This window comes from Corynebacterium sp. NML140438, from assembly GCF_001875725.1.
Lineage (GTDB): Bacteria > Actinomycetota > Actinomycetes > Mycobacteriales > Mycobacteriaceae > Corynebacterium.
In genome coordinates this window covers 236,418-260,053 of the sequence record NZ_MLCQ01000017.1, presented here as the reverse complement: position 1 = coordinate 260,053, position 23,636 = coordinate 236,418, and the positions used below count along the sequence as shown (strand labels likewise).

The 23,636-nt window shown below is 58.2% G+C and carries 24 protein-coding genes; 18 read left to right on the top strand and 6 right to left on the bottom strand.

Annotation, left to right across the window (positions count from 1 at the left end; translation table 11 throughout):
• Window positions 1-12 precede the first annotated feature (12 nt).
• From BJP08_RS04280 to BJP08_RS04270, 3 genes are read left to right on the top strand one after another with little or no spacing between them, the layout of a single operon-like run.
• Window positions 13-1,326 carry an MATE family efflux transporter gene (locus tag BJP08_RS04280; RefSeq protein WP_071568416.1) on the top strand — a complete coding sequence of 438 codons (1,314 nt, stop codon included), beginning with the start codon at window positions 13-15 and terminating at the stop codon, window positions 1,324-1,326.
• Between the two features lie 7 nt (window positions 1,327-1,333).
• Window positions 1,334-2,137 carry a metallophosphoesterase gene (locus BJP08_RS04275; protein WP_071568415.1) on the top strand — a complete coding sequence of 268 codons (804 nt, stop codon included), beginning with the start codon at window positions 1,334-1,336 and terminating at the stop codon, window positions 2,135-2,137.
• Window positions 2,137-2,790 carry a 4'-phosphopantetheinyl transferase gene (locus BJP08_RS04270; RefSeq protein WP_255364755.1) on the top strand — a complete coding sequence of 218 codons (654 nt, stop codon included), beginning with the start codon at window positions 2,137-2,139 and terminating at the stop codon, window positions 2,788-2,790. Before BJP08_RS04275 ends, BJP08_RS04270 begins: the two co-directional genes overlap by 1 nt.
• Window positions 2,791-2,797: 7 nt before the next feature.
• Here the strand turns inward: BJP08_RS04270 and truB are convergent, their stop codons facing one another.
• Window positions 2,798-3,691: a tRNA pseudouridine(55) synthase TruB gene (gene truB, locus BJP08_RS04265; protein ID WP_071568413.1), complete on the bottom strand. Its 894-nt coding sequence runs from the start codon at window positions 3,689-3,691 to the stop codon at window positions 2,798-2,800.
• A gap of 30 nt (window positions 3,692-3,721) precedes the next feature.
• Here truB and BJP08_RS04260 point away from each other — a divergent pair, with 30 nt between their 5' ends.
• The 4 genes from BJP08_RS04260 (at window position 3,722) to BJP08_RS04245 (ending at window position 8,484) form a co-directional block, all read left to right on the top strand.
• Complete coding sequence (locus tag BJP08_RS04260) at window positions 3,722-4,690, top strand: bifunctional riboflavin kinase/FAD synthetase (RefSeq protein ID WP_071568595.1); 969 nt, start codon at window positions 3,722-3,724, stop codon at window positions 4,688-4,690.
• 15 nt (window positions 4,691-4,705) lie between these two features.
• Window positions 4,706-5,659, top strand: a complete 954-nt coding sequence (locus BJP08_RS04255) for a nucleoside hydrolase (protein ID WP_218160226.1) — start codon at window positions 4,706-4,708, stop codon at window positions 5,657-5,659.
• 99 nt (window positions 5,660-5,758) lie between these two features.
• Window positions 5,759-6,028 carry a 30S ribosomal protein S15 gene (gene rpsO, locus BJP08_RS04250; protein WP_070362312.1) on the top strand — a complete coding sequence of 90 codons (270 nt, stop codon included), beginning with the start codon at window positions 5,759-5,761 and terminating at the stop codon, window positions 6,026-6,028.
• Between the two features lie 140 nt (window positions 6,029-6,168).
• Complete coding sequence (locus BJP08_RS04245; RefSeq protein WP_071568412.1) at window positions 6,169-8,484, top strand: polyribonucleotide nucleotidyltransferase; 2,316 nt, start codon at window positions 6,169-6,171, stop codon at window positions 8,482-8,484.
• 58 nt (window positions 8,485-8,542) lie between these two features.
• On the opposite strand, the gene BJP08_RS04240 is transcribed toward BJP08_RS04245, so the two are convergent.
• Window positions 8,543-9,157 (bottom strand): hypothetical protein, encoded by a 615-nt coding sequence (locus tag BJP08_RS04240; RefSeq protein WP_143110009.1) that lies wholly within the window; start codon window positions 9,155-9,157, stop codon window positions 8,543-8,545.
• A 97-nt stretch (window positions 9,158-9,254) separates the two neighbouring features.
• Here BJP08_RS04240 and dapB point away from each other — a divergent pair, with 97 nt between their 5' ends.
• The 7 genes from dapB (at window position 9,255) to BJP08_RS04205 (ending at window position 18,867) form a co-directional block, all read left to right on the top strand.
• The gene (gene dapB, locus BJP08_RS04235) at window positions 9,255-10,001 is read left to right on the top strand and encodes a 4-hydroxy-tetrahydrodipicolinate reductase (RefSeq protein ID WP_071568410.1); all 747 of its coding nucleotides are present in this window, start codon (window positions 9,255-9,257) and stop codon (window positions 9,999-10,001) included.
• Between the two features lie 3 nt (window positions 10,002-10,004).
• Window positions 10,005-10,757, top strand: coding sequence for an FAD-dependent thymidylate synthase (gene thyX, locus BJP08_RS04230; protein ID WP_071568409.1), 753 nt, complete (start codon window positions 10,005-10,007; stop codon window positions 10,755-10,757).
• A gap of 45 nt (window positions 10,758-10,802) precedes the next feature.
• Window positions 10,803-11,711, top strand: coding sequence for a 4-hydroxy-tetrahydrodipicolinate synthase (gene dapA / locus BJP08_RS04225; RefSeq protein WP_071568408.1), 909 nt, complete (start codon window positions 10,803-10,805; stop codon window positions 11,709-11,711).
• A 2-nt stretch (window positions 11,712-11,713) separates the two neighbouring features.
• Entirely contained in the window at window positions 11,714-13,723 is a 2,010-nt protein-coding gene (locus tag BJP08_RS04220) for a ribonuclease J (protein WP_071568407.1), read from the top strand.
• Window positions 13,724-13,776: 53 nt separating this feature from the next.
• Window positions 13,777-14,403 (top strand): TIGR03085 family metal-binding protein, encoded by a 627-nt coding sequence (locus BJP08_RS04215; RefSeq protein WP_083428417.1) that lies wholly within the window; start codon window positions 13,777-13,779, stop codon window positions 14,401-14,403.
• 86 nt (window positions 14,404-14,489) lie between these two features.
• Complete coding sequence (locus tag BJP08_RS04210) at window positions 14,490-17,513, top strand: DNA translocase FtsK (protein ID WP_083428401.1); 3,024 nt, start codon at window positions 14,490-14,492, stop codon at window positions 17,511-17,513.
• A gap of 184 nt (window positions 17,514-17,697) precedes the next feature.
• Window positions 17,698-18,867, top strand: a complete 1,170-nt coding sequence (locus BJP08_RS04205) for a TerC family protein (protein WP_071568405.1) — start codon at window positions 17,698-17,700, stop codon at window positions 18,865-18,867.
• Window positions 18,868-18,879: 12 nt separating this feature from the next.
• Here BJP08_RS04205 and BJP08_RS04200 read toward each other — a convergent pair whose 3' ends face one another.
• A complete protein-coding gene (locus BJP08_RS04200; protein ID WP_071568404.1) occupies window positions 18,880-19,167 on the bottom strand; it encodes a YciI family protein in 288 nt (95 codons plus the stop codon).
• Between the two features lie 45 nt (window positions 19,168-19,212).
• On the opposite strand from BJP08_RS04200, the gene pgsA reads away from it, so the two are divergent.
• From pgsA to BJP08_RS04180, 4 genes are all read left to right on the top strand, one after another.
• On the top strand, window positions 19,213-19,749 hold the full coding sequence (gene pgsA, locus BJP08_RS04195) for a CDP-diacylglycerol--glycerol-3-phosphate 3-phosphatidyltransferase (RefSeq protein WP_255364753.1): 537 nt from the start codon (window positions 19,213-19,215) through the stop codon (window positions 19,747-19,749).
• Window positions 19,749-20,312, top strand: a complete 564-nt coding sequence (locus tag BJP08_RS04190) for a CinA family protein (RefSeq protein WP_071568403.1) — start codon at window positions 19,749-19,751, stop codon at window positions 20,310-20,312. Before pgsA ends, BJP08_RS04190 begins: the two co-directional genes overlap by 1 nt.
• On the top strand, window positions 20,312-20,689 hold the full coding sequence (locus tag BJP08_RS04185) for a helix-turn-helix domain-containing protein (RefSeq protein WP_071568402.1): 378 nt from the start codon (window positions 20,312-20,314) through the stop codon (window positions 20,687-20,689). The genes BJP08_RS04190 and BJP08_RS04185 overlap by 1 nt, the downstream gene beginning before the upstream one ends.
• Window positions 20,690-20,779: 90 nt before the next feature.
• Entirely contained in the window at window positions 20,780-21,607 is an 828-nt protein-coding gene (locus BJP08_RS04180) for a PspA/IM30 family protein (protein WP_071568401.1), read from the top strand.
• Window positions 21,608-21,701: 94 nt separating this feature from the next.
• Here the strand turns inward: BJP08_RS04180 and BJP08_RS04175 are convergent, their stop codons facing one another.
• Genes BJP08_RS04175 through BJP08_RS04165 form a run of 3 tightly spaced genes read right to left on the bottom strand, consistent with a single transcriptional unit; the run spans window position 21,702 to window position 23,591 of the window.
• Window positions 21,702-22,292, bottom strand: coding sequence for an energy-coupling factor transporter transmembrane protein EcfT (locus tag BJP08_RS04175; protein WP_369816396.1), 591 nt, complete (start codon window positions 22,290-22,292; stop codon window positions 21,702-21,704).
• 16 nt (window positions 22,293-22,308) lie between these two features.
• The gene (locus BJP08_RS04170; RefSeq protein WP_071568400.1) at window positions 22,309-23,004 is read right to left on the bottom strand and encodes an energy-coupling factor ABC transporter ATP-binding protein; all 696 of its coding nucleotides are present in this window, start codon (window positions 23,002-23,004) and stop codon (window positions 22,309-22,311) included.
• A 14-nt stretch (window positions 23,005-23,018) separates the two neighbouring features.
• Entirely contained in the window at window positions 23,019-23,591 is a 573-nt protein-coding gene (locus BJP08_RS04165) for a biotin transporter BioY (RefSeq protein ID WP_071568399.1), read from the bottom strand.
• Window positions 23,592-23,636 lie beyond the last annotated feature (45 nt).

The window sequence follows — 23,636 nt, the reverse complement described above, 5'->3', positions numbered from 1 at the left end:
GGCTTCTTCTGTATGACGAATACACACGGCGTAAGAGCCCGCGACATTTTCACCCTGGCGCTGCCTGCTCTTGGGGTGCTTGCAGCGAACCCGTTGTACTTGCTGCTGGACACAGCAGTGGTCGGCAGACTGGGCACGGCTGAGCTTGCAGCCCTAGCAGCTGGCACGGCGGTGCAGTCAACGGTGACGACCCAGCTGACTTTTCTTTCGTACGGCACCACTGCGCGAAGTTCGCGTCTTTATGGTGCGGGGCGGCGCAGCGAGGCAGTAGCAGAAGGCGTTCAAGCTTCGTGGGTGGCGGTACTCGTAGGCCTTGGGCTGGCGTCGATAATTTGGTTATTCGCAGAACCCATTGCATACGCACTGACACAAAACGAAGAAACGAGTGCTGATGCAGCGACGTGGATGCACGTTGCGGCGTTTGCCATCCCGCTGACACTGCTCATCATGGCGGGCAACGGTTGGATGCGAGGGGTACAAAATACCAGGCTGCCGCTGGTGCTGACGCTCTGCGGTCTGGTTCCCGGAGCGCTGCTCCTGCCGCTGCTCGTTCATCACTTCGGGCTCGTTGGCTCCGCGGTAGCCAACGTGATCGGCATGGGTATTACGGCCACATTGTTTGTTGGCGCCCTGGCGAGAGAACACTGCGGAGCCGACGCTGGATGGCGCCCGCAGTGGAGGATCATCGGACAGCAGTTGTTGCTTGGGCGTGACTTGATTCTGCGTTCCGCCTCATTCCAGATCTCGCTGCTTGCTGCAACCGCCGTCGCTGGACGCTTCGGCGTATTCGCGCTGGCTGCGCACCAAGTACTGCTGCAGCTGTGGAACTTCCTTTGCCTAGTGCTGGACTCACTCGCGATCGCAGCGCAGACGCTTACGGGAGCTGCCCTGGGGCAGGGAAATGTTAAACGGGCCCGTGGGACAGGCGCTGCTGTTACCCGCTATGCCACCGTCTTCGGCGTGATCCTCGCAGGGGTTTTCCTCGTGTTTGCCGGGCCAATCCAATCGATCTTTACTCATGATCCAGGCATGGCGGACGCATTGACTGTCCCGTGGCGCTGGCTGGTTGCAATGATTGTTGTAGGGGGCGCGGTGTTCGCGCTCGACGGCGTACTGCTCGGAGCAAGTGATGCGGTGTTCTTGCGTAACCTTTCCATCGGAGCAATGCTCGGTGGATTTTTGCCGCTGACGTTGCTGTCTATGTGGCTGGGATGGGGCCTGCCTGGTGTGTGGGCAGGATATTTCTTGTCGGTGGTTATGCGTTTAGTCGGGGTGCTGTGGAGATTCCGCTCGATGAAGTGGGCACGCACTGGGGTCAAGGAGTGAACGCATCATGGTAGGGCCAACACTCTGGGCAGTGAGTGACCTTCATGCTGCTGTCAAAGCGAACCAGTCAAAGATTGACCGCATACATCCTCGGCATCAGGGAGACTGGTTGATCGTTGCGGGTGATGTCGCGGAAAAGTTTGAACTCATCGTCAGCGTGATGGAAACACTCGCGAAGCGGTTCGCAAAGGTGATTTGGGTTCCCGGAAACCATGAGCTCTTTTCAAGTGAGCGTTCGCGCTACCAGGGGCGTGACAAGTACGTTGCGCTTGTTCAGGCAATGCGTGATTTGGGCGTTGTGACCCCCGAGGACCCCTACCCGGTATTCCACGGGATCACGGTGGCACCGCTGTTTACCCTGTATGACTACTCATTTCGGCCGAGTAGCGTCAGCGTGGATGACGCCCTTCGGAAGGCGCGCGATAACAACATTCTCATGACGGACGAGTTTGCCATCCGTCCCTTTGCAGATATTCGCGCGTGGTGCTGGGAACGACTGGCCTACACAACGAAACGACTTTCCCGTGTGCAAGGCAAAACAATCTTGATCAATCATTGGCCGCTGGTGAGAGAACCGACGCACCGGCTGATGCACGGTGACATCGCACTGTGGTGTGGGACCAGGCATACGCGGAGTTGGCCGAAGCGTTTCCAGGCACAGGCGGTCGTCTATGGGCATCTGCACATTCCCGGGACCACACATGTTGACGGCATTCCGCACATTGAGGTGTCCTTGGGGTACCCCAGGGAGTGGCAGCGATGGCCGCAGGATCATTGCTGGCCGTACCCAGTGTGGGAGGTGAACGGCTAGTGCGTGATCTTTCGCTGTTTCCCCCTTCCGCACGTTTTGTGTCTCTCCGTACTGACGACGGCCACAACCTTCGGAACTACGATAACCTCGATGAACAGGAAAAGGGCGTCGTTAGCGGTGCCGTTGATGTGCGAAAAGGGGAGTTTGGCGACGCCCGTTGGTGCGCGCACCGGGCACTCGACGAATTAGGGGTCGAGGGGCCCCATCGCATCATGCGGGGAGAAGCGGGCATGCCCTTGTGGCCCGCCGGCGTGTGCGGTTCGCTGACGCATACGGATGGTTTCAGGGCAGCAGTTGTCGCTCCGCTGAGCCAGGTCCGCTCTATTGGTATTGATGCGGAGTTGGCGGAGCCCCTGCCTGAAGGCGTGTTGGCCCAAATCGCTTGCCCGACGGAGTTGCAGATGCTCGACGCGCTGCGGGCGGAAGGCTGCTTCTGGGCCGACCGGCTGCTCTTCTGCGCGAAGGAGGCGACGTATAAGTGCTGGTTCCCCTTAGCGCGGAAGATGCTGGAGTTCGACCAGGCTGAGATTTACATTCGGCCCGACGGCACCTTTGTCTCCTACATTCTTGAGCGACCGACGCCCGCTCCGTTTTTTGAAGGGCGTTGGGTGCACCGGGCTGGCTACGTCATTACCTCGGCGTTCTTGGTGTAGGAGCCTGTTACAGGGTTGAGGGGCGCGCGACAAACACCGTCGCGAGTCGCTTCTTGGACTCTTTCACTAAGGCGACGACATGGCCGTCAGCACGCTGTGCTGCGTGTACTCCCTTGAGTCCGCGAGGCTCGAGCCATTTGCCCATGGCGAGGGCGTCATATTCCTCGTCGGTTACGGGGAGGACTGGCCAGCAGGTAGCGCAGGCCTCATCGAGGGTGAGGCTGAGGCGCGGGTTGCTCTGGATGTCCTCAAGCTCCATCGCATGGTCGAGGTTGAACGGTCCAACGGTGGTGCGCCGCAGCGCGGTGAGGTGCCCGCCGGTCTGTAGGGCTTCGCCAAGGTCGCGGGCGAGGGCGCGAATGTAGGTGCCCGACGAGCAGTGCACACGCACGTCAATGTCGATCCATTCATCGACCCGAGTGATCCCCAGAATGTCGTACTCGTGAATCGTCACTGGTCTGGCTGGGAGCTCAACATCGTGCCCTTCGCGTACCAGCTGGTGTGCGCGCTTGCCGTCGATCTTAATTGCGGAGACACTCGACGGACGCTGCATGATTTCGCCTTGGAAGGCGTCGACGGCATCGCTAATGTTTGCATCGGTAACAGCGCTGGTAGGTGCGGTGCTGACGATGTCGCCTTCTGCATCGTCTGTTGTTGTGGCGGCGCCGAGCCGAATGGTTGCCTCGTAGGTTTTTGTTTCAGCGACGAGGCGGGCGAGTAGTTTTGTGCCGCGTTCGATTCCAACGACGAGCACGCCCGTCGCCATCGGGTCGAGGGTGCCGGCGTGACCAACTTTTCGGGTGCCGAAGGCGCGCCGAAGGCGTGCGACTACGTCGTGGCTTGTGAGACCTTGTGGCTTATCGACGACAACAATTCCAGATGTAGCGAGGGGATCACTCATAGCTCTTTAGTATGCCGTACGCTATTGCTCGTGGATATTTTGCACGGTCTGAATGCTGTACCCGAAACGTTTGGTGTCCCCGACGGCACTGTGCTGACGATCGGAGTCTTCGACGGGGTGCACCGTGGTCATCAGATGCTGATCAAGTCAGCTGTTGAGGAGGCGAAGCGCCTCCAGGTGCCTTGCGTGGTGATGACGTTTGAGCCTCACCCGGTCGCAGTGTTTCAACCGGAAGCTGCTCCCACTGCGCTGATGCCGCTCGAAGAGCGTGCCAGGCTGATCGCTGAGTTGGGTGTGGATGCGCTCATCGTTATCGATTTCCGTAAAGAACTCGCAGGGCAGAGCGCGCAGGATTATTTCGACAAGGTAGTGGTGGGCACGCTGCGTGCTCGGCATGTGTTTGTCGGCGAGAATTTTACGTTCGGGCGTGATGCCTCCGGTACATCGCAAACGATGGTGCAGCTCGGCGAGCAAAACGGTGTTGACGTGACAGTGGTGCGCCTCTTGAAAGAGGGAGCGACTCGGATTTGCTCGACGGCGATTCGGGATGAGCTCGCTCAGGGCAACATCAGCGTGGCGAAGGACTACATGGGGCGGCCATTCTCCGTCGTTGCGCCAATTGAGCGAGGCGCTGGGCGAGGTGGCCGTGAGCTCGGGTACCCCACGGCGAACCAGTACGTTGCGGATGTTTCTGCACTGCCCAAGGACGGGGTGTACGCCGGCTGGCTCACGATTATCGACGACGCCCCCATCGGCGGAGACATGGTTGCAGGGAAGCGCTACCCGGCTGCGATTTCTGTTGGCACCAATCCGACGTTTGGGGATAAGCGACGCAGCGTCGAATCGTATGTGCTTGATAAGGAAGCGGACCTGTACGATCGCATGGCCCGCGTCGAATTTGTGGCGAAGGTTCGCGACATGGCGAAGTTCGACTCAGTGGACGAGCTTCTTGAACACATGGCGCGCGACGTCGCCCGCACCCGCGAACTTTTGAGCTAAGGAGAGGTGTTTGCTGTGACCATCAAGATGATCCTCGACGTAGATACAGGAATCGACGACGCGCTGGCATTGGCGTACGCGATGGCTTCACCGGACGTAGAACTCATCGGTGTCACGTCGACGTACGGCAACGTGACGGTTCCAGACGCAGTGCGAAATAGCCTTGCAATTCTGGAGCTGTTTGGCCGCACTGATATCCCAGTGTTCGCGGGACCAACGCATGCACGCGCGCAGGACAGCTTTGAGGTGCTGGAGATTTCGCAGTTCATTCACGGTGTTAACGGCATTGGGGAAGCCCAGTTGCCAGATGCGCAGCGCCAAGTCGAGAGCACTTCTGCTGAGGACTTCATGGTGGATGCGTTCCACCGCTATGGCGATGACCTTGTCATTGTTCCTGTGGGTCCCTTAACGACGGTCGCTGCCGCGATGGAAGCCGATAAGGACTTCGCGGCCCGCGTCAGGATCGTCATGATGGGCGGAGCGTTGACGGTGCCGGGGAACGTCAATTCCTGCGCGGAGGCGAACATTAGCCAGGACCCGGAAGCAGCAGACTTCGTGATGCGCACCGCGCAAAACCTCACGATGATCGGTCTGGATGTCACGCTGCAGACGCTCTTGACGTCTAAGGAAACAGCGGTGTGGAAAGGGCTCGACACCCCACAGGGTGACTTCCTCGCAGCGGCGACTGATTACTACATCAAGGCATACGAAACGACCTCGCCGCACCTTGGCGGGTGTGGGTTGCATGATCCGCTCGCGGTAGCGGTCGCGTTAGACCCGACGCTGGTTGACTGCATTGGAGTGAACCTGCGCACGGACCTTGACGGGCCGACGCGTGGCCGCACCATCGGTGACCCAGAGCGTCTCAATGATGCGTGGAAGACCAGTAAGGTTGCGGTGGGGGTGGACGTGGATCGCTTCCTCAGCGAGTTCATGAAGCGTTTGACCAACCTGGCCCGCAGCAGCTAAAGTAGTCCAGGCTTTGTGCGCATTGAGACTGTGGTTCGCAGCAGTCGTAGCATGAAGTAGTCAAAAGATATGCGGACTGAAACAATTGAGGAGTTTTTCATGGCGCTGAACGCTGAGAAAAAAGCAGAGATTCTGAAGACCTACGGTGTGCACGAGACTGACACCGGTTCCCCAGAGGCACAGGTTGCGCTGCTCACCGAGCGCATCAACAACCTGACCGAGCACCTGAAGTTCCACCAGCACGACCACCACTCCCGTCGTGGCCTGCTGCTGCTCGTTGGTCGCCGCCGTGGCCTGTTGAAGTACCTGCGCGAGAACAACGTCGAGCGCTACCGTGACCTGATTGCTCGCCTCGGCCTGCGCCGCTAAGACGATCACGTCATACAGACTTCGAACCCCCGCTTTGGTTTTCCGGAGCGGGGGTTTTGTTGTGTCTCCAGCATGGTGCAATCCCTGGCAGGATGGTAAGGTGTGCTTCGTTCTAAACGACACGAAAAACGGCGACATCGATGATCGCCCGGAGATCCAAGGAGAGGGATCAATTGAGCAGTTTTAAGCCGAGAAACTCGTACGAAATCCATGTTGATGAAGAATTCGGGGTCACTGAAGCAGTAGCCTCGCTGGACAACGGTGATTTCGGTTCTCGCACTATTCGTTTTGAGACGGGTCAGCTGGCACGCCAGGCAGATGGGTCGGTGACGACCTACCTGGACGACGACACCATGATGCTTGCGACGACGACAGCGTCGAATAATCCCCGCGAAGGCTTTGACTTCTTCCCCCTGACAGTAGATGTCGAGGAGCGGATGTATGCCGCGGGACGTATCCCCGGCTCGTTCTTCCGTCGTGAGGGGCGCCCATCTACTGAGGCGATCCTTGCGTGCCGCCTTATCGACCGCCCGCTGCGCCCGACGTTCGTGAAGGGGCTGCGCAATGAAGTGCAGGTCGTGATTACGGTCCTGTCGATTGCCCCGGAGGAATACTACGACGTTGTTGCAATCAACGGTGCTTCTGCTGCTACGCAGCTCTCTGGCCTGCCGGTGTCCGGCCCGGTCGGCGGTGTACGCATGGCGCTGATCGCCGATGATAAGCACCCAGAGGGGCAGTGGGTCGCGTTCCCGAATCACGAGCAGCACCAGCGTGCCATCTTCGAGATGGTTGTTGCTGGCCGCATTGTCGAGCGCAAGCGTGGCCGCAAGACTGAGTCGGACGTCGCCATCATGATGGTTGAGGCGGGTGCTGGAGCGAACGTCGTCAAGCTGATTGCTGACGGCGCACCAGCGCCTACTGAAGCAACCGTCGCTGAAGGCCTTGAAGCTGCCAAGCCGTACATCAAGACGTTGTGCGAGGCGCAGCGTGACCTTGCTGCGCAATTGGACAAGGAGCGCAAGGAATTCCCACTGTTCCCGCCGTACACCGATGAGGTGTTCGAGGCAGTGGAGAAGAAGGCGTCGAAGAAGTTGTCCTCTTTCCTGACCATCGCGGGTAAGCAGGAGCGCGAAGAGAAGATCAACGCCTACATTGAGGACATCGAAGAAGATGTACTTGATCGTCTCGACGTCGACGAGGACGACGATGACGCCCCAGCCGTAGTGAAAGAGATCCGGGCCGCGTACAACGCGTTGCAGAAGGAGATCGTCCGGAAGAAGATTCTGAAGGACGGCTACCGTATCGACGGCCGCAGCGTCACCGCGATCCGTGACCTCGGCGTGGAGGTGGAGCTTATTCCACGTGCACACGGCTCGGCGCTGTTTGAGCGCGGCGAGACCCAGATCCTGGGCGTTACGACGCTTGACATGCTCAAGATGGAGCAGCCGATTGATTCGCTGAGCCCTGAGACCTCCAAGCGCTACATTCACCACTACAACTTCCCGCCGTACTCGACCGGTGAGACGGGCCGCGTCGGATCCCCGAAGCGCCGTGAGATCGGTCACGGTGCGCTGGCGGAGCGCGCGCTGTTGCCGGTGATCCCTTCCCGTGAGGATTTCCCGTACACGATTCGCCAGGTCTCTGAAGCGCTGAGCTCCAATGGCTCGACGTCGATGGGTTCTGTGTGTGCGTCCACGCTGTCGCTGTACAACGCTGGTGTTCCCCTGGCCGCCCCGGTCGCGGGCATCGCGATGGGCCTCGTTTCGGGCGAGGTCGACGGCGAGACGAAGTACGTCGCTCTGACGGACATCCTCGGCGCTGAGGATGCGTTCGGCGACATGGACTTCAAGGTCGCTGGTACCCGCGAGTTCATCACCGCGCTGCAGCTTGACACCAAGCTGGACGGCATCCCATCCGACGTTCTGGCTTCCGCGCTGAAGCAGGCGCGCGATGCACGCGAGACCATCCTGGACACGATGGCAGAGGTCATCGATACCCCGGATGACATGAGCTCGTTGGCGCCGAAGATCACCACGGTCAAGGTGCCAGTCTCTAAGATTGGTGAGGTCATTGGTCCGAAGGGCAAGATGATCAACTCGATTACCGAGGAGACCGGTGCGGACATCTCGATCGAGGAGGACGGCACCATCTACGTTTCGGCGACCAGTGGTGCGGCGGCGGATGCGGCAATCGAGAAGATTAACGCAATCGCTAACCCACAGCTGCCGAAGGTAGGCGAGCACTACTTGGGCACCGTGGTCAAGACTGTCGCGTTCGGAGCGTTTGTTTCGATTGTTCCGGGCACCGACGGCCTGATCCACATCTCCAACCTGGGTGGCAACAAGCGCATCGAAAAGGTCGAGGACGTTGTTAACGTTGGCGACAAGATCGAGGTCGAAATCCGCGACATCGATAACCGCGGCAAGATTTCCCTTGTTCCAGTTGAGCAGGACTAGGAGTTAGTTCACAAAGAGTAATGGCCAGGGCTTTTGCCCTGGCCATTCGCTTATCGAGCTAGCGGTGGACGTCGATAACTAGACGGGTGGGGCTGTCCATCACTGTGACTTCGAACGGGCGCTGCTGGTCCAGCCCGATAAAGAACTGCGATTGATTCTCGAAGGTTCCACCGTTCGTGATCCCGGCGATGTTGCCCGTCGCGAGCTGATACGGACCGGCGGGGACGAGCTCGGGGTTGCTCGGAAGCCGGTCCATCGGGGTCCCTTCGACGAGTACCTCCAAGATAGCGTTGCCTGCAACTGCGAGCTCGTGCCCAGAGGCTTGCTGCAGTGCCTGTTCGCTGTACTGAATCCGGTAGCCAGGCAACCCGTTGCCCGAGAATTCGAAGACGACGCGGTCGTAGGCCTCGTGGCTACCAACCCGGACATCCTCGAGTGTGAGTTCAGGGGCGCCTTCAGGCGGTGCGAAGGTGCTTGGCGCGGCAGGGTTCGATGGTGCTGCAGCAGCTGACAATGCTGATGCTGAAGGAGACGCGGCCTGTGTTTTGGTCGCGGCAACCCTTTCAGGCGAGGCAGTGGCGATGGACGGTTCCGCCACTTCAGCACCTGTACCACACGCAGTGAGCAGGGCAGCGACGGTGAGGACACCAGGGACGAACAAGCTTCTCTTCATGCTTTTCGAGTGTACCGAACCACCACACCCCGGCGGCGCGCTACAGTGGCACCAGTAGCACGGACACATCGCATATATACAGAAGTGAGGAATAAGTATGTCCATCAAAGTCGGGGTCTTGGGAGCACATGGTCGTGTCGGCACTGCGGTTGTTGCAGGTGTTCGCGCGGCGGATGACCTTGAGCTCGTAGCTGAAATCGATAAGGATGACAGCTTAGATACGCTGCTGGATGCCGGCGCTGAGGTCATCGTCGACTTCACCACGCCAGATTCTGTGATGAACAATCTCGAGTTCTGCATTAAGCATGGCATTCACTGCGTCGTCGGCACAACAGGGTTTGACGACGACCGCTACGACCAGGTCCGCACTTGGTGCGCCGCAGCGCAGGGCACTGGCGTTCTCATCGCACCTAACTTCGCCATCTCGGCCGTGTTGACGATGTCCTTCGCCCGTCAGGCCGCGAAGTTCTTCGAGTCCGCGGAGGTCGTTGAATACCACCACCCGAACAAGTTGGATGCGCCCTCGGGCACTGCCGTCAAAACGGCACAGGGAATTGCAGAGGCCCGAAAAGCTGCGGGGATGGAGCAATGCCCGGATGCGACCACACAGGAGCTCGACGGGGCACGAGGCACGGATATCGACGGAGTGCGGGTGCATGCCGTACGCATGACAGGAATGGTTGCCCACGAGGAGGTTATCTTCGGTACCGTTGACCAGTCGTTGACCATTCGCCAAGACTCTTACGGGCGTGAGTCGTTCGTGCCTGGTGTGCTGCTTGGCGTACGAAACGTCAAGGACCACCCTGGTCTGACGATTGGCCTCGACAAGTTCCTCGGGCTGTAGCCAATGCAGCCGCAGCGGCAACTCAACATCCAGCTCGTCGCAGCATCGTCATTTGAGCCGCCAGCCGAGCTGGGATGGCGGCCATCAGCGGAAGCTACGTCAGCTGATGCCGTCGTCGAATTCGCAGGCAGAGCGTGTTACGACTCGTTTGCTGACAATGACTCGAGCACAGCAACAACTGATGCGTTTCTCCACCATGTCATCGATACCGGCAACCTTGCGTTGCTTGAGCACGCCAGCGTAACCCTTTATATACAGGGCATCTCGGTGGCTACAGGACACGAGATATTGCGGCACCGCGACTTTTCAATCAGCGAGCTTTCGCGGTACGCCATGCCCGACGAGCAAAAGGGCGTCGTCGTACCGGACGTCATTCAACGCGACGAGCAGCTTCAGCGATTTTTCGAACACGCCATTGAAGACACAGCGTTTGTATACGACGAACTTCGTAATGCAGTCGAATTAAGCTTGGCGGGTGAGAAGAACGCTTTACTCCGAAAACAGAGAGTGTGGGAAGCTGCGCTAGCACTCGCACCGGCAGCTCGAGAAACACGACTAGTCGTTAGCGGCAATCTCAGAGCCTGGAGGAGCTTCATCGTTAGTAGAGCGGGGGAGCATAGCGGGTCAGAATTGCGTGCGGTGGCCGTGAGATGTTTAGAGCTATTGAGTGAACGGGCCCCCATTCTCTTCGAAGACTTTGTCATCTCGGAGCTGCCCGACGGAACGAAGAAGGCAACAACCCCCTACGAAAAGTAGCGCGGGAGTTACAATTAGCCAGCAAAACGGGTACGCTCTTTTGGCATGGGCACTTCTATGAAAGCTAGTATCGGTGCTGACATTTTCGGCACAGTCTGCGTCGCAATGGTCACGCCGTTCGATAAGCACGGCGAACTAGATGTTAAGGCAGGACGAGCATTAGCTGCCCACCTTGTCGACAATGGTATTGACGCCCTCGTGCTTGCTGGCACGACGGGTGAATCGCCAACGACAACCAGTGAAGAGAAGGTCGCGTTGCTGCAGGCTGTGCGAGAAGAGGTTGGCGATAGAGCCAAGCTGATCGCCGGAGTGGGCACGAACGACACCCGTAAGTCTGTCTCGTTGGCGAAGGACGCCGCAGAGGCAGGAGCAGACGGCCTCTTGGTCGTTACCCCGTATTACTCGAAGCCGTCACAAGACGGCGTGTATGCGCACTTCCAAGAGATTGCGTCTGCAACTCCGCTGCCGATCTGCCTCTACGATATTCCAGGCAGGTCTGCGATTCCGATGGCTTCGGACACGATTGCCAAGTTGGCGGAATTGCCAACCGTTGTCGCGATGAAGGACGCGAAAGGCGACTTCTTTGCAGCAGCACCGTTGATCCATTCAACAGGTCTGGCATGGTATTCGGGCGACGATCCGTTGAACCTGCCGTGGCTGGCTATGGGCGCGACGGGAGTGATCTCGGTCGTGGGCCACGCGGCACCGCAAGCACTGCGTGAACTCGTCACAAGCTTTGAGGAAGGCGACCTCGTCCGTGCACGGAAAATTAACGCCAACGTCATCGACGTGCTCGCGCGTCAGCAAGCGATACTCGGTGGCACGACATTTGCAAAGGCAGCTCTGCGTCTGCAGGGCATTGAAGTAGGCGAACCCCGCCTGCCGGTGGTCGGAGCGACCCCCGAGCAGGTCGAGGTTCTTAGAGAAGATTTGAAGAAGGCTGGAGTCCTTTAAGTATGAACGAACCCCGTACACGCTCACGCAAAGTGACGCGTAAAGCAGGGCCACCTGAGGCCACTGAACAAAAGCCGGTGTTTCAGGCACCGAAGCAGGCTGCAGGTACCGCACGTAACGAAGAAGAGAAGGGCTCTGAGAAGTCACAGCGTGACAACAAGTCACGCAACTCGAACGGGAATGGTAACGGCCGGAGCCGTCGTCGCGGCCGTGGGCGCGGTAACAACGGCGGTGGCCGTCGTAACCCTGTGAAGTCGATGCAGGGCGCTGACTTGACGAAGCGCCTCCCGGCACCGCCGAAAGCCCCGAACGGTACGCTGCGGATTTACGCCTTGGGTGGTATTTCCGAAATCGGCCGCAACATGACGGTCTTCGAGTACAACGGCCGGTTGCTGATCGTTGACTGTGGAGTGCTGTTCCCGAACTCTGGCGAACCGGGCGTTGACCTTGTGCTTCCAGATTTCGGTCCGATTGAGAAGAAGCTCGACAAGATTGAGGCCTTGGTGGTCACCCACGGTCACGAGGACCACATCGGTGCTATCCCGTGGTTACTGAAACTGCGTCCGGATATTCCGATCTATTCCTCCCGTTTCACCAACGCACTCATCGCGGCGAAGACAAAGGAACACCGCCAGCGCCCGAAGTTGCATGAGGTAAACAAAGACTCCTCGGTGAATTTGGGGCCGTTCCACGTGCGCTTCTGGCATGTGAACCACTCCATCCCGCAGTGCCTCGGCTTGTCCATTAAGACGGGCGCCGGTCACGTTGTGATGACCGGCGATGTGAAGGTCGACCAAACCCCGTACGACGGTATGCCGACAGACCTGCCGGCTCTGTCGCGCTACGGCGACGAGGGCGTCGACTTGTTCATGTGTGACTCCACGAACGCGACGGTGCCGGGGATTTCCGCATCCGAGGCCGGCATCGAGGAGACGCTGACCCGCCTGGTGAGCCAGGCAAAGCAGCGCGTCGTGATTGCTTCGTTCGCCTCGAACGTTGCTCGTGTTCAGATGGCAGTCAATGCGGCTGTGGCGAATGGCCGTAAGGTCGCATTCAACGGTCGCTCCATGTTGAGGAACATGGAGATCGCAGAAAAGATGAGTCTGCTCAAGGCTCCGAAGAACACGATCATTCCGATCGAAGACGCCGCCAAGATGGCGCCGCACAAGGTCCTGCTGATCACAACGGGAACCCAGGGCGAGCCGATGGCAGCTCTTTCGCGTATGTCTCGCCGTGAACACCGCCAGATTACGATCCGCGACGGTGACATGATCATTCTGTCCTCCTCCCTCATTCCAGGCAATGAGGAAGCAGTGTTCGCGACCATCAACAACCTCGCGCAAATTGGCGTTACGGTAGTTACGAATGCTGAGGCGCACGTCCACGCATCAGGACACGGGTACGCCGGCGAGTTGCTGTTCCTGTACAACGCTGCTCGTCCGACGTGCGCGATGCCGGTGCACGGTGAGTGGCGCCACATGCGCGCCAACAAGGAACTTGCAATCGCAACTGGCGTCAAGCCGGAGAACACCGCGTTGGCACAAAACGGCGTCGTGGTGGACATGACGAAGGGCAAGATCAAGGTTGTCGGCCAGTACCAGGTCGGCCAGCTGTACGTCGATGGTGAAACCATGGGCGACGTGGATCCAGACGTGCTTGCGGACCGCAGCTCGCTTGCCTCTGGTGGCGTCGTCTCTGTTACCTGCGTCATTGACGATCGTACGAGTAGCCTCATCGAGGTGCCGCGTGTATCCACGACTGGCTTCTCCGAAGACGACCGCGACTTCAACAAGAAGGTTGTTGAGCGCGTGCAGGAGATCATGGGCGACTTGGCCGCAGAAGGGGAGAACGACCCGTATCGTATGGTGCAGCAGCTTCGCCGCCAGCTCTCGCGCACGATTGAGCAAAAGTACAAGCGTGAGCCAGTTATCCTGCCGACTGTGGTACCAACCGCAGCGGATATCGGACCGGCAGATGATGCGGACGTTCAAGCAACACGAGAATCTCTCTAACGCTTGACGCATTTCTAAGCGCAACGATGGGCCCTAGCACTATGCTGGGGCCCATGTCATTTGCGCAGACTGAACGAAATCGATTAGCTGAGCTGCTTCTAGAAGTAGGTCCTGATGCGCCAACATTGTGTGAAGGCTGGACCACCCGTGACTTGGCGACGCACCTCTTTATCCGTGAACGAAAGCCACTGGCTGCCATCGGGATATTTGTGCGCCGAGCGAAACGATTCTTAGAGGCGGAGGAGGCGCGCCTAGCTTCGTGGTCGTATGAAGATCTTGTTCGCATGTGGGCTGTCGGCCCGCCGACTCTGTTTATGCCGAGCGATCAAACGCTCAATACCGCGGAGCACTTCATCCATCATGAAGACGTTCGGCGCGGTGACGGTGTGATAGAGCCTCGACAGTTCAGCAAAGTTATCAACCGGGAACTGTTGAGGCTTGCGAAGCGGTTCGGTTCAGCCACGTTGAAGAAGGTTTCGGTGCCTGTGATTCTGACCCCACCTGATCTCCCTCCGGTCGTTATTGGCGAACGCGTTGGTGTCTCGGAGCAGGGCGATAACGTCGTGCGTGTGTACGGCGAGCCAGGTGAACTCTTGCTGTGGGCAGCTGGTCGTAGGGCAGTGAAGGTAAAAGTCACCGGTGCGGTCGAGGCGCTTTCAGGGATGGATATCAAGTTGTAGCGCTTGATTTTGCGACCCGCGACAGTCTCTCTGGTTTCAGAGTGGCGGATGGTAATAATGGTGCGTGAGGTACTAGTGTGTAGCACATGTCTGCCAGAAAACCAGCGCCACGAAGTACGCGAGCGTCGACAGGCCCGCGGGACCGTGCACGTTCAACGACGAGCCGATACGGTGCCCCTGCATCGATTACGCATCCGCCAACTTCGTCAATGGTCGCGGCAGAGACCGCCGATGAACGGGTAGGCTCCGCGACACGGGTCGTCGGAAGTTCGATCGGCAGTGCTTTTCGCAGTGCTGGTTCGTTGCTTACTAAACTTCGACCACGCCGTAAGGAGAGATTGGACAGCGTGCCTGCATCAAGCGATTACGAGGACGAAGACGATAATTTCGAGTTCTTTGACGACGGCCCCTCCGACGGGGCCCCACAACGCGAAGAGCGTCACCCGAAGTCCCGTCGTGCGCTAGCGTTTTCCGCTGGCAATGTTGATGCCTACGGTCTGGTCTTGATTGGATTGGCTGCCATCCTGGGCGCCTCGGTATGGATGGACATTGCCGGTCCGGTAGGAAACGTCATTGCGCAAGGGGTACACTGGGCAATTGGTGCCGGGGCGCTTCTGCTGCCAGTCATTCTCGTCTGCGTTGCAATCGCGCTGATGCTGAACGTGAAAGCAGAACCTGATGTGCGTGCCAGAGTGGCATCGGGCCTGTTAATAATCGGCGTAGCAATGTTGGGCATGATTCATGTCTTCGCGGGCAACCCGTCCGATTGGGAATCACGAAAAATTGCTGGGGGAATGGTAGGCACTTTCACGGGTGGCCTGCTGGCAGCGGGGTTTTCCTCCTATGTTGCAGTACCGCTGTTGGGGCTTGTCATCGTGTACGGTGCGCTTCGAACCACCGGTATCACCGTGCGCGAAGCGTATGACTTCTTTACTGCGTGGCTCGGTTCCGTTTTTCACCGTCCCGAACCTGACGACGACGCAGACCCTTACAGTGATGCTGGTAGAGACATCGACGCGATTGCGGATGGGCGGCGCAGTGCGGCATCGAGGCGCCCGCGAATCGAACCGGGCGCGCGAGCATCGCGTGCTGGCGTAACGCCTCAACCTCGAGCCAAGAAGCCAAAGGCCTCTGGGTTCTCTTCATTTTCTGACAAACTCCGGAAAGCCTCCACACCGCTGGCCAATTACCCGGCAGAGGCAAAATCCACCTTTGCATCGTCCGAGACGGAGCCAGAGACAGAGGTCTTTGACTTCGGCTCCGATTTCACCACGCAGGATGACGATTCCGCCACTACGGTGATTGAGCGCCCAGAGCCGAAGCAGGCGTCGAAACGTACATCCCCGCAGGGTGAGGAAACAAAGATTCTGCCACGGCCGACGCACGAGGAGAGCCAACCTGAGCGGGATGCAGTTGATCAGTCGCGTGAGGCCGTTCGTCAAGCAGTAGTGGCACGCTCGGGGAAGGATCCGAGCGTTGCTTCGCGTCAGGCTCCGCGGGAAGGGCACGCTAAGCGGATAGACCGGAACTCCACCTACGTTGTTCCAACCACGGACTTACTGCTCGCTGGGCAAGCGCCCAAGACACGTACCGAAGCGAACGACCGCATGATCGAAGCGATCACGGAGGTCTTTGAGGAATTCAACGTCAACGCCATGGTGACAGGTTTCTCTCGTGGTCCGACCGTGACCCGCTACGAAGTCGAGCTTGGGCCTGGCGTCAAGGTGTCCAAGATTACGAACTTGCAGTCCAACCTTGCCTATGCGGTCGCTACAGACAATGTTCGCTTGTTGACGCCCATTCCCGGCAAGTCCGCCGTGGGCATCGAGGTGCCGAACCAGGATAGAGAAATGGTTCGCCTGCGCGACGTGCTCGAGGCACCGAATGTAGCTGCGGACGACGATCCGATGCTCATCGGACTTGGCAAGGACATCGAGGGCGACTTCATTGCCTCGTCAGTGCAGAAGATGCCACACCTTTTGGTTGCAGGTTCGACGGGTTCCGGTAAGTCGGCGTTCGTGAACTCGATGCTTGTCTCCTTGTTGACGCGCGCAACGCCTGAGGAGGTCCGCCTCATCCTCATCGACCCGAAGATGGTCGAGCTCACTCCGTACGAGGGCATCCCGCACCTCATCACGCCGATCATTACACAGCCGAAGAAGGCGTCGGCGGCGCTGCAGTGGCTCGTGGAGGAGATGGAGCAGCGGTACATGGACATGAAAACCGCTCGCGTGCGCCACATCAAGGACTTCAACAAGAAGGTCAAGAGTGGTGAGATCACCGCCCCCGCGGGCTCGCAGCGTGAGATGCGCCCGTATCCGTTTATCGTCTGCGTGGTTGATGAGCTCGCGGACCTGATGATGACCGCGCCGAAAGAAATCGAAGACTCGATCGTGCGCATCACGCAGAAGGCCCGCGCTGCCGGCATCCATCTTGTCCTGGCGACGCAGCGGCCTTCTGTGGACGTCGTCACGGGCCTGATCAAGACGAACGTGCCGTCCAGGCTCGCGTTTGCGACGTCCTCGCTTACCGACTCGCGGGTCATCCTCGATCAAGGTGGCGCGGAGAAGCTCATCGGCATGGGCGACGGGCTCTTCATCCCACAGGGAGCGGGCAAGCCGCAGCGAATGCAGGGAGCGTTCGTCTCCGACGCCGAGATCCAAGCTGTTGTCGACGCAGCCAAGAGCCAGGACGAACCCCAGTACGTCGAAGGCGTCACGGAAGAAAAAGAATCCGAGAAAAAGGTCATCGACGACGACATCGGCAAGGACCTTGACGACTTGCTCGAGGCTGTCGAACTCGTTGTCACGGCACAGCTTGGTTCGACGTCGATGCTGCAGCGTAAGCTGCGCATCGGGTTTGCTAAGGCTGGTCGTCTCATGGACCTGATGGAGTCGCGTGGCATCGTCGGACCGTCGGAAGGATCAAAGGCCAGAGAAGTGCTTGTGAAACCGGAGGAACTTGAAACGATCCTCTGGATGCTCAAGGGGGCCGACCCCGCCGAAGCCCCGAAAGACGCCGACGCACAGCTTGACGACGACACCCCTTCCGACGAGGGGGACGTGAAAACCGTGAACGCAACTTATAACCCAACCGGCGGTGCCGTGTAACTGGTAGAGGTCCTCCTGATGGTGTAGCCTGGCATTCGCATTGGAGGGGAGTACCCCGCAAGTGCCTCGAATCGTCAACACGGAACATGCGTATCCCGGTTGAGGCAGCCGCGCTGTAGCGACCTCGCGGTGGGGGAGACCTCCGGTCTTTCTTTGTCCTATGCAACGACCGGAGGTAACCACGTTGAGTGTTCCCTTATGGATTTGGCTGCTGACAGCAGCAATCATTCTGGGCTTTTTTGCCTTTGACTTTCTCACCCACGTCCGCCAAGCCCATGAGCCAACCATCAAAGAATCGGGTTTTTGGACGCTGTTCTACATGACGATGGCCGCGATCTGCGGCGGAGTGATTTGGTGGGAGTGGGACGGCGAACACGGCGTCCAGTTCTTCACCGGCTACATCACTGAGCTGGCGCTATCTGTGGACAATTTGTTTGTGTTCGCGCTGATTATGGGCGCGTTTAAGATTCCGAGGCGATACCAGCAAAAGGTGTTGCTCCTGGGCATCGTCATCGCGCTGGTATGTCGCTTGGTGTTCATTCTGCTTGGCGCGGCGATCATTGAAGCTTGGAGCGATGTCTTCTATCTCTTCGCGGCGTTCTTGATCTACACCGCTGTGAAACTCGTGTACGACGAAGCAACGGACGCACCTGAGGACGACCCGAACGACATGGCGGTTGTTAAGGCGCTGCGCAAGGTCGTTCCGGTCACGAGCTCCTACCACGGTGACAAACTGTGGTCGAAGACGAAGGAAGGCAAATCCGCGGCTACACCGCTGTTCGTCGCGCTGCTTTCTATCGGCTTCATTGACGTGATGTTCGCCTTCGACTCGATTCCAGCAATCTACGGCATCACCTTTGAGGCATACATTGTGTTTACCGCGAACGCGTTTGCGCTCATGGGTCTGCGCCAGATGTTCTTCTTGCTCTCCGGCTTGCTTGATCGCGTCGTGTACCTGCCTTACGGCCTTGGCATCATCCTCGGCTTCATCGGTGTCAAGCTGTTGCTCCACGCTCTTCATGAAAACAACCTGCCGTTTATCAACGGGGGCGACAACGTAAACGTCCCAGAGGTAGGCACCGTTGCTTCCCTGGGCTTCATCGTTGCGGTACTAGTCATTACCGTACTGTGCTCCATGGTGAAGGACCGGGCAGATATCAAGGCCGGTCGCCGCGACCCGAATGGGCCAAGCTGGCACATCGACTACGACGACCACGGGAACCGTCGCAAGGTCGACAACCAGGGCCACCACATCGAGTGGATCGATGACCCTGCGACATCCGGCAAGGGCGACCATACGGCTACCGGCTCCCGCGAAACGGACCACCTTCGCGTCCAGCGCGGGAAGAAGTAGACCTATTTGAATCTAGGGGAAGACCCGGGAAACCGGGTTCCACTCGTGGACCTCTCGGCTAAGCAGCGCGTTTTCTTGCCAGTAGGGGTCCTGGTTCATCACAGACACGGCTTCTGCGACGTCCGCAGTATCCGGTAGTTGGACGATGATGAGGGCCTTGCCGGCGTCGAGAAGCGGGCCAGAGCCGACGATCCCACCGAGCTCTAGCTGCTTTGAGATGAACTCGCGGTGCGCGGGCCGGGTGGTGTCCACGAGTTCCGTATCATCTGAATATGTGTAATGAAAAGCAAAATATTTCATAACACGCAGTCTAAAGGAAAGCTCGGGATAGGTAGGGTAGAAGGCGTGACTGAAAAACCATCGAACTGGAACGTACCCAACGTCTTAACGTCGTTGCGCATTATCTTTATCCCTGTCTTCGCGTGGCTGGCGCTCGACCAGCGGTGGGGTGCAGCGTTCGGTGTGTTCGTCGCCCTAATGGTCACAGATAAGTTAGATGGGACCATCGCCCGCACGTACAACTTGATCACGGACTTCGGCAAGATCGCAGACCCAATCGCGGATAAAGCCCTGATGATCACCGCGCTCGTCGTGCTCAACGTGGCGTCGAATCTCCCCGTGTGGATGACCGTTGTCATCGTGGTGCGCGAACTGGGAATCACAGTGTGGCGTATGTGGATGCTCCGCAATGACCAGGTGGTGCCAGCATCTAAGGGCGGCAAGGTGAAGACGGTCCTGCAGACCGTCGGCGTGGCGCTGTATCTTTGCCCGCTGCCGTCTTGGATGGATGTGCCCTCATACGTCGTCATGGTGTTGGCGGTCGTCGTGACAGTAGTAACCGGTGTTCAGTACCTGCTCGATGCGCGCAAGGTGAACAGCTAATGGGCGACACCGCAGCTGAAGCGATAGCTGAACTTACTGCAAGAGGCGAAACCGTCGGACTCTGCGAATCTTTGACCGCGGGTTTGGCCAGTGCCACGCTTGCAGGGGTCCCCGGCGCTTCCGCCACGTTGCGCGGTGCGATGGTGACATACGCAACCGATTGCAAAGTGGCGTTGGCGGGCGTTCCCCAGGCGGTAATCGACGACTATGGCCCTGTGTCACCGATTACAGCACAGGAGATGGCGAAGGCCGCCAGGCGTAAGCTCAACGCTGATTGGGGTATTTCGCTTACCGGGGTGGCAGGACCCAGTGAACAGGACGGACACCCAGTTGGTGAAGTATGGATAGGCCTCGCCTGCAAGAACGGGTGTTCAGCGACACTCGCTGGAGACATACTTACTGACGCCCCACTTGTGCGCGGCTCCGTCCCAGGCTCGACCCAACCCCGAAACCTGCTGCACGGTGAACGCAACGAAGTGCGGGTATGGGCTGTTGAAGCCGCGCTTCGAGCCCTACTCAGGGCACTGCGGGAACAAAACGATGTAGATGGGAGTTATAGCTAGTGATGACTACGACACTTCTAATCGATACGCCGCTTGAGTCCTCGTTCGATGCACAGGATGAGGTCGGTTTTCCATTCCAGGAGCCCCGAACGCGCCAGAAAGAACCACTGTTGCGTGAAGCCCTTGGAATGTCGCTCCGTGCGTTCCGCGCGGACAAGGGCGTGACGTTGCGATCTCTTGCTGCTCAGGCTCGTGTCTCTTCCGGGTATCTTTCTGAGCTGGAACGCGGGCGAAAGGAAGTCTCCTCCGAGCTGCTCGCATCAATATGTGAGGCGCTCGACACTACGGTTTCGGAAGTTGTGCTTGAAGCTGTTGCGAACCTTTCGCTGCAGTCGATCAACGACGAATTTGCCGCGGCTGAGGTAGTTCACCCGTAGCGTAGCGACGTTGCAACAGCTAGAATACGAACCAGTTTGGCCGTGAATACGGCCAATTTCAATGCTCAGCGAAAGGTAAAACGCAACATTATGGCAAACCCATTTTCAAAATTCTGGAATTACCTGATGGCACTCTTCGACAACAAGATTGAGGAGAATGCTGATCCAAAGATCCAGATTGAGCAAGCGATTTCTGAGGCCCAGCGCCAACACCAAGCGCTTTCGCAGCAGGCGGCTGCGGTTATCGGCAATCAGCGTCAGCTCGAAATGCAGCTGAACCGTCGACTGGAAGACGTTGAAAAACTTCAAGCGAACGCCCGCCAGGCACTCCAATTAGCAGACAAGTCCCGTTCAAACGGTGACACGCAAAAGGCAACCGAGTATGAGAACGCTGCTGAGGCGTTTGCAGCACAGCTTGTCACCGCAGAGCAGGGCGTTGAAGACACAAAGGCGCTGCACGATCAGGCGCTCCAGCAGGCAGCACAGGCAAAACAAGCCGTCGAGCGTAATGCCGCACATCTTCAGCAACAGGTTGCCGAACGCTCAAAGCTGCTTTCGCAGCTTGAGCAGGCCAAGATGCAAGAGAAGGTCTCTGAGACCATGCGCTCCATGAACTCGATGACGAGTTCCGCTCCGAATCTGGACCAGGTTCGTGACAAGATCGAGCGCCGCTATGCGAACGCTTTGGGCGCCGCTGAGCTTGCCGAGAACTCGATTCAGGGCCGCATGGCAGAGGTAGAACAGGCCGGCATCCAGATGGCAGGCCACAGTCGCCTTGAGCAGATTCGCGCTGAGATGTCTGGAGAATTGACCTCCGGCAAGGAACAGCAGTCGATTGAGCAGAGCAAGACTGGTGCACCACAGGCGAGTGAAGACGCAGTAGCGCGCCGTATGCGCGAGCTGCGCGGCGAAGCCTAGATCCTCCATACGTGTACTCCAGGTTCCTTTACGGAGAACCTGGAGTTTTCCTTTTTGGCGTCTGAGCCTTCGCAGGGGGGAGCTGAGTTGAGACCTAGTCGAGGGCTCCACGAGCAACAAGCGCATCGCCGATGTTTTCAGCCCTTCGGATGCAACGCACGACCAAAGGCACGCCGAATGCGAGCGGGGAAAACCCTAAGCCGCGGGCCTTGCGGGCGTCGAGAACCTCTTGCGCAGTTTGCAAAATTAGGGGGATCAGACGAAGCGTCAGGGCGATAGCAAGACTGACTTTCTCAGCCGGAACACCGAATCGTGCGAGCGGTTTGAAGCTCTCCTCGAGCGAGACGAGCAACGCCTCAACGGTGGTTGTGAGTGTGAGAAGATTTGCCCCGAGAATCGTGGCGAACAATGTGACAAGTGTGATGCCAGCGAGCTGCAAGCCATTTTGCCAAATGAGGAACGCACCGAGCATTGCGAGTAGGGGGAAGATTGGTACTAGTTGGCGTGCAACGATCCCAGCGGGGATTCTCGCGACGAAGTAGAGCACAAGCACGACGCTCAAGAGCGTAAGCGCGATTGGAAACGTACGCCCCCGGTTGGTTGCCAAAACGATATAGAGGAAGAGTAGTACGAACTTGATCTTTGGGCTTACCCGGTGAATTAGGCTGTCCCCAGGTACATACACGCCCAGGGGGAGTGAATCAATCTTCACTAGTCTGCTCCATCAACTTTGTGTAGAACGCAATGGTGTCCTCTGGGGTGCTGTCGTGCGCGATGACACCATTGTTGACGCAGATCACCCGATCGAAGCCGGCGAGAAGATCTAGGTCGTGTGTGACCACGATCGTTTGCTGCTCAAGCGAATTAAGCTCTGCGATAATGCGCCGGCGATTTCGTAGGTCGAGTAGCGTTGTCGGTTCGTCGGCAATGATGGTTGTCGGCTCGGTAACGAGGACAGCAGCTAACGCCAGCAGCTGCTTCTCGCCGCCCGAAAGCGTGTGAGGAGATTGTTCTGCCTTGCGCAGTAGCTTGAATCGCTTCAAAACGTCGTTGACGCGTTGTTCTTTCTCGGCCTTCGAGAGCTTGAACTTCTTCAAAGAGAACGCGACATCGTCATGGACTTGTGGCATCACAATTTGGCTTTCCGCATCGGAGAACACGAACCCGACGCGGCGCCGAACCTCAGAGCTACGCGTGGCTAAGGGAATACCGTCATAAAATACTTCGCCAGTACTCGGGTCTTCGAGTCCATTGATGAGGCGAACGAGCGTTGACTTTCCCGAGCCGTTCGCTCCAATGATGCCAATACGCTGCTCCTGCAACGATAAAGAAAAAGGCTGGAGCAGCGTGTTGTCATTTCGAACGACGCTCACGCCGTTGAAACTGATCTGCGGCATGGAAACTGTCCCGTCTATGAACGACGAAGTGAGGGGAGAGCGGCGCGGACCGCGAAGGCAATGAACACAATCACGAGGATCTTTGCAGCGTCCGGGATAACAAAGGGCAACTGTGCAGCCCAGGCTGCGCCGAAGGTCATGTTTGCGCGGGCCATCAAGCCGAACACGCCAAAGAAATACTGGAGGAAGAGTCCAACAAATCCAGCCAAGACAAGGAGGGCGTAGGCTAGAAAGGAGTTCTTGCTCGATACGCGGTATGCGATGAGACCTGCGACAAGGGCGCTTGCGATGTAGCCGAACAGGTAGCCAACTGTAGGGCTACCGAGGGCATAGACAACAGTGCGTCCACCCGCGAGTACAGGGAGTGCTAGGCCGATAAGGAGAAAGAGCAGTACCGTGTATGTACCGCGTTTTGGCCCAAGCACAAGTGCGGCGAGGATGCATGCGGCGTTCTGCATTACGATAGGTACGCCCGCAGCGCCGACTGGAATAGAGACAAACCCAAGGACGATGATTACTGCTGTGAATACCGCAATGTATGCGAGGTCCTGGGCTTCAACCTTTGATTGAGAACGGCTTGTTAACATAGCGAGAATAGTACTTGAACGGTGTTCAGTTCGCTATGGAATCGT

Bases quoted from the DNA above. Each gene is read 5' to 3' on its own strand.
- BJP08_RS04280 (WP_071568416.1), top strand. From the start codon at position 13: ATGACGAATACACACGGCGTAAGAGCCCGCGACATTTTCACCCTGGCG.
- BJP08_RS04275 (WP_071568415.1), top strand. From the start codon at position 1,334: ATGGTAGGGCCAACACTCTGGGCAGTGAGTGACCTTCATGCTGCTGTC.
- truB (WP_071568413.1), bottom strand. From the start codon at position 3,691: ATGAGTGATCCCCTCGCTACATCTGGAATTGTTGTCGTCGATAAGCCA.
- rpsO (WP_070362312.1), top strand. From the start codon at position 5,759: ATGGCGCTGAACGCTGAGAAAAAAGCAGAGATTCTGAAGACCTACGGT.
- BJP08_RS04245 (WP_071568412.1), top strand. From the start codon at position 6,169: ATGATCGCCCGGAGATCCAAGGAGAGGGATCAATTGAGCAGTTTTAAG.
- BJP08_RS04240 (WP_143110009.1), bottom strand. From the start codon at position 9,157: ATGAAGAGAAGCTTGTTCGTCCCTGGTGTCCTCACCGTCGCTGCCCTG.
- dapB (WP_071568410.1), top strand. From the start codon at position 9,255: ATGTCCATCAAAGTCGGGGTCTTGGGAGCACATGGTCGTGTCGGCACT.
- thyX (WP_071568409.1), top strand. From the start codon at position 10,005: ATGCAGCCGCAGCGGCAACTCAACATCCAGCTCGTCGCAGCATCGTCA.
- dapA (WP_071568408.1), top strand. From the start codon at position 10,803: ATGGGCACTTCTATGAAAGCTAGTATCGGTGCTGACATTTTCGGCACA.
- BJP08_RS04220 (WP_071568407.1), top strand. From the start codon at position 11,714: ATGAACGAACCCCGTACACGCTCACGCAAAGTGACGCGTAAAGCAGGG.
- BJP08_RS04215 (WP_083428417.1), top strand. From the start codon at position 13,777: ATGTCATTTGCGCAGACTGAACGAAATCGATTAGCTGAGCTGCTTCTA.
- BJP08_RS04210 (WP_083428401.1), top strand. From the start codon at position 14,490: ATGTCTGCCAGAAAACCAGCGCCACGAAGTACGCGAGCGTCGACAGGC.
- BJP08_RS04200 (WP_071568404.1), bottom strand. From the start codon at position 19,167: ATGAAATATTTTGCTTTTCATTACACATATTCAGATGATACGGAACTC.
- BJP08_RS04190 (WP_071568403.1), top strand. From the start codon at position 19,749: ATGGGCGACACCGCAGCTGAAGCGATAGCTGAACTTACTGCAAGAGGC.
- BJP08_RS04180 (WP_071568401.1), top strand. From the start codon at position 20,780: ATGGCAAACCCATTTTCAAAATTCTGGAATTACCTGATGGCACTCTTC.
- BJP08_RS04170 (WP_071568400.1), bottom strand. From the start codon at position 23,004: ATGCCGCAGATCAGTTTCAACGGCGTGAGCGTCGTTCGAAATGACAAC.
- BJP08_RS04165 (WP_071568399.1), bottom strand. From the start codon at position 23,591: ATGTTAACAAGCCGTTCTCAATCAAAGGTTGAAGCCCAGGACCTCGCA.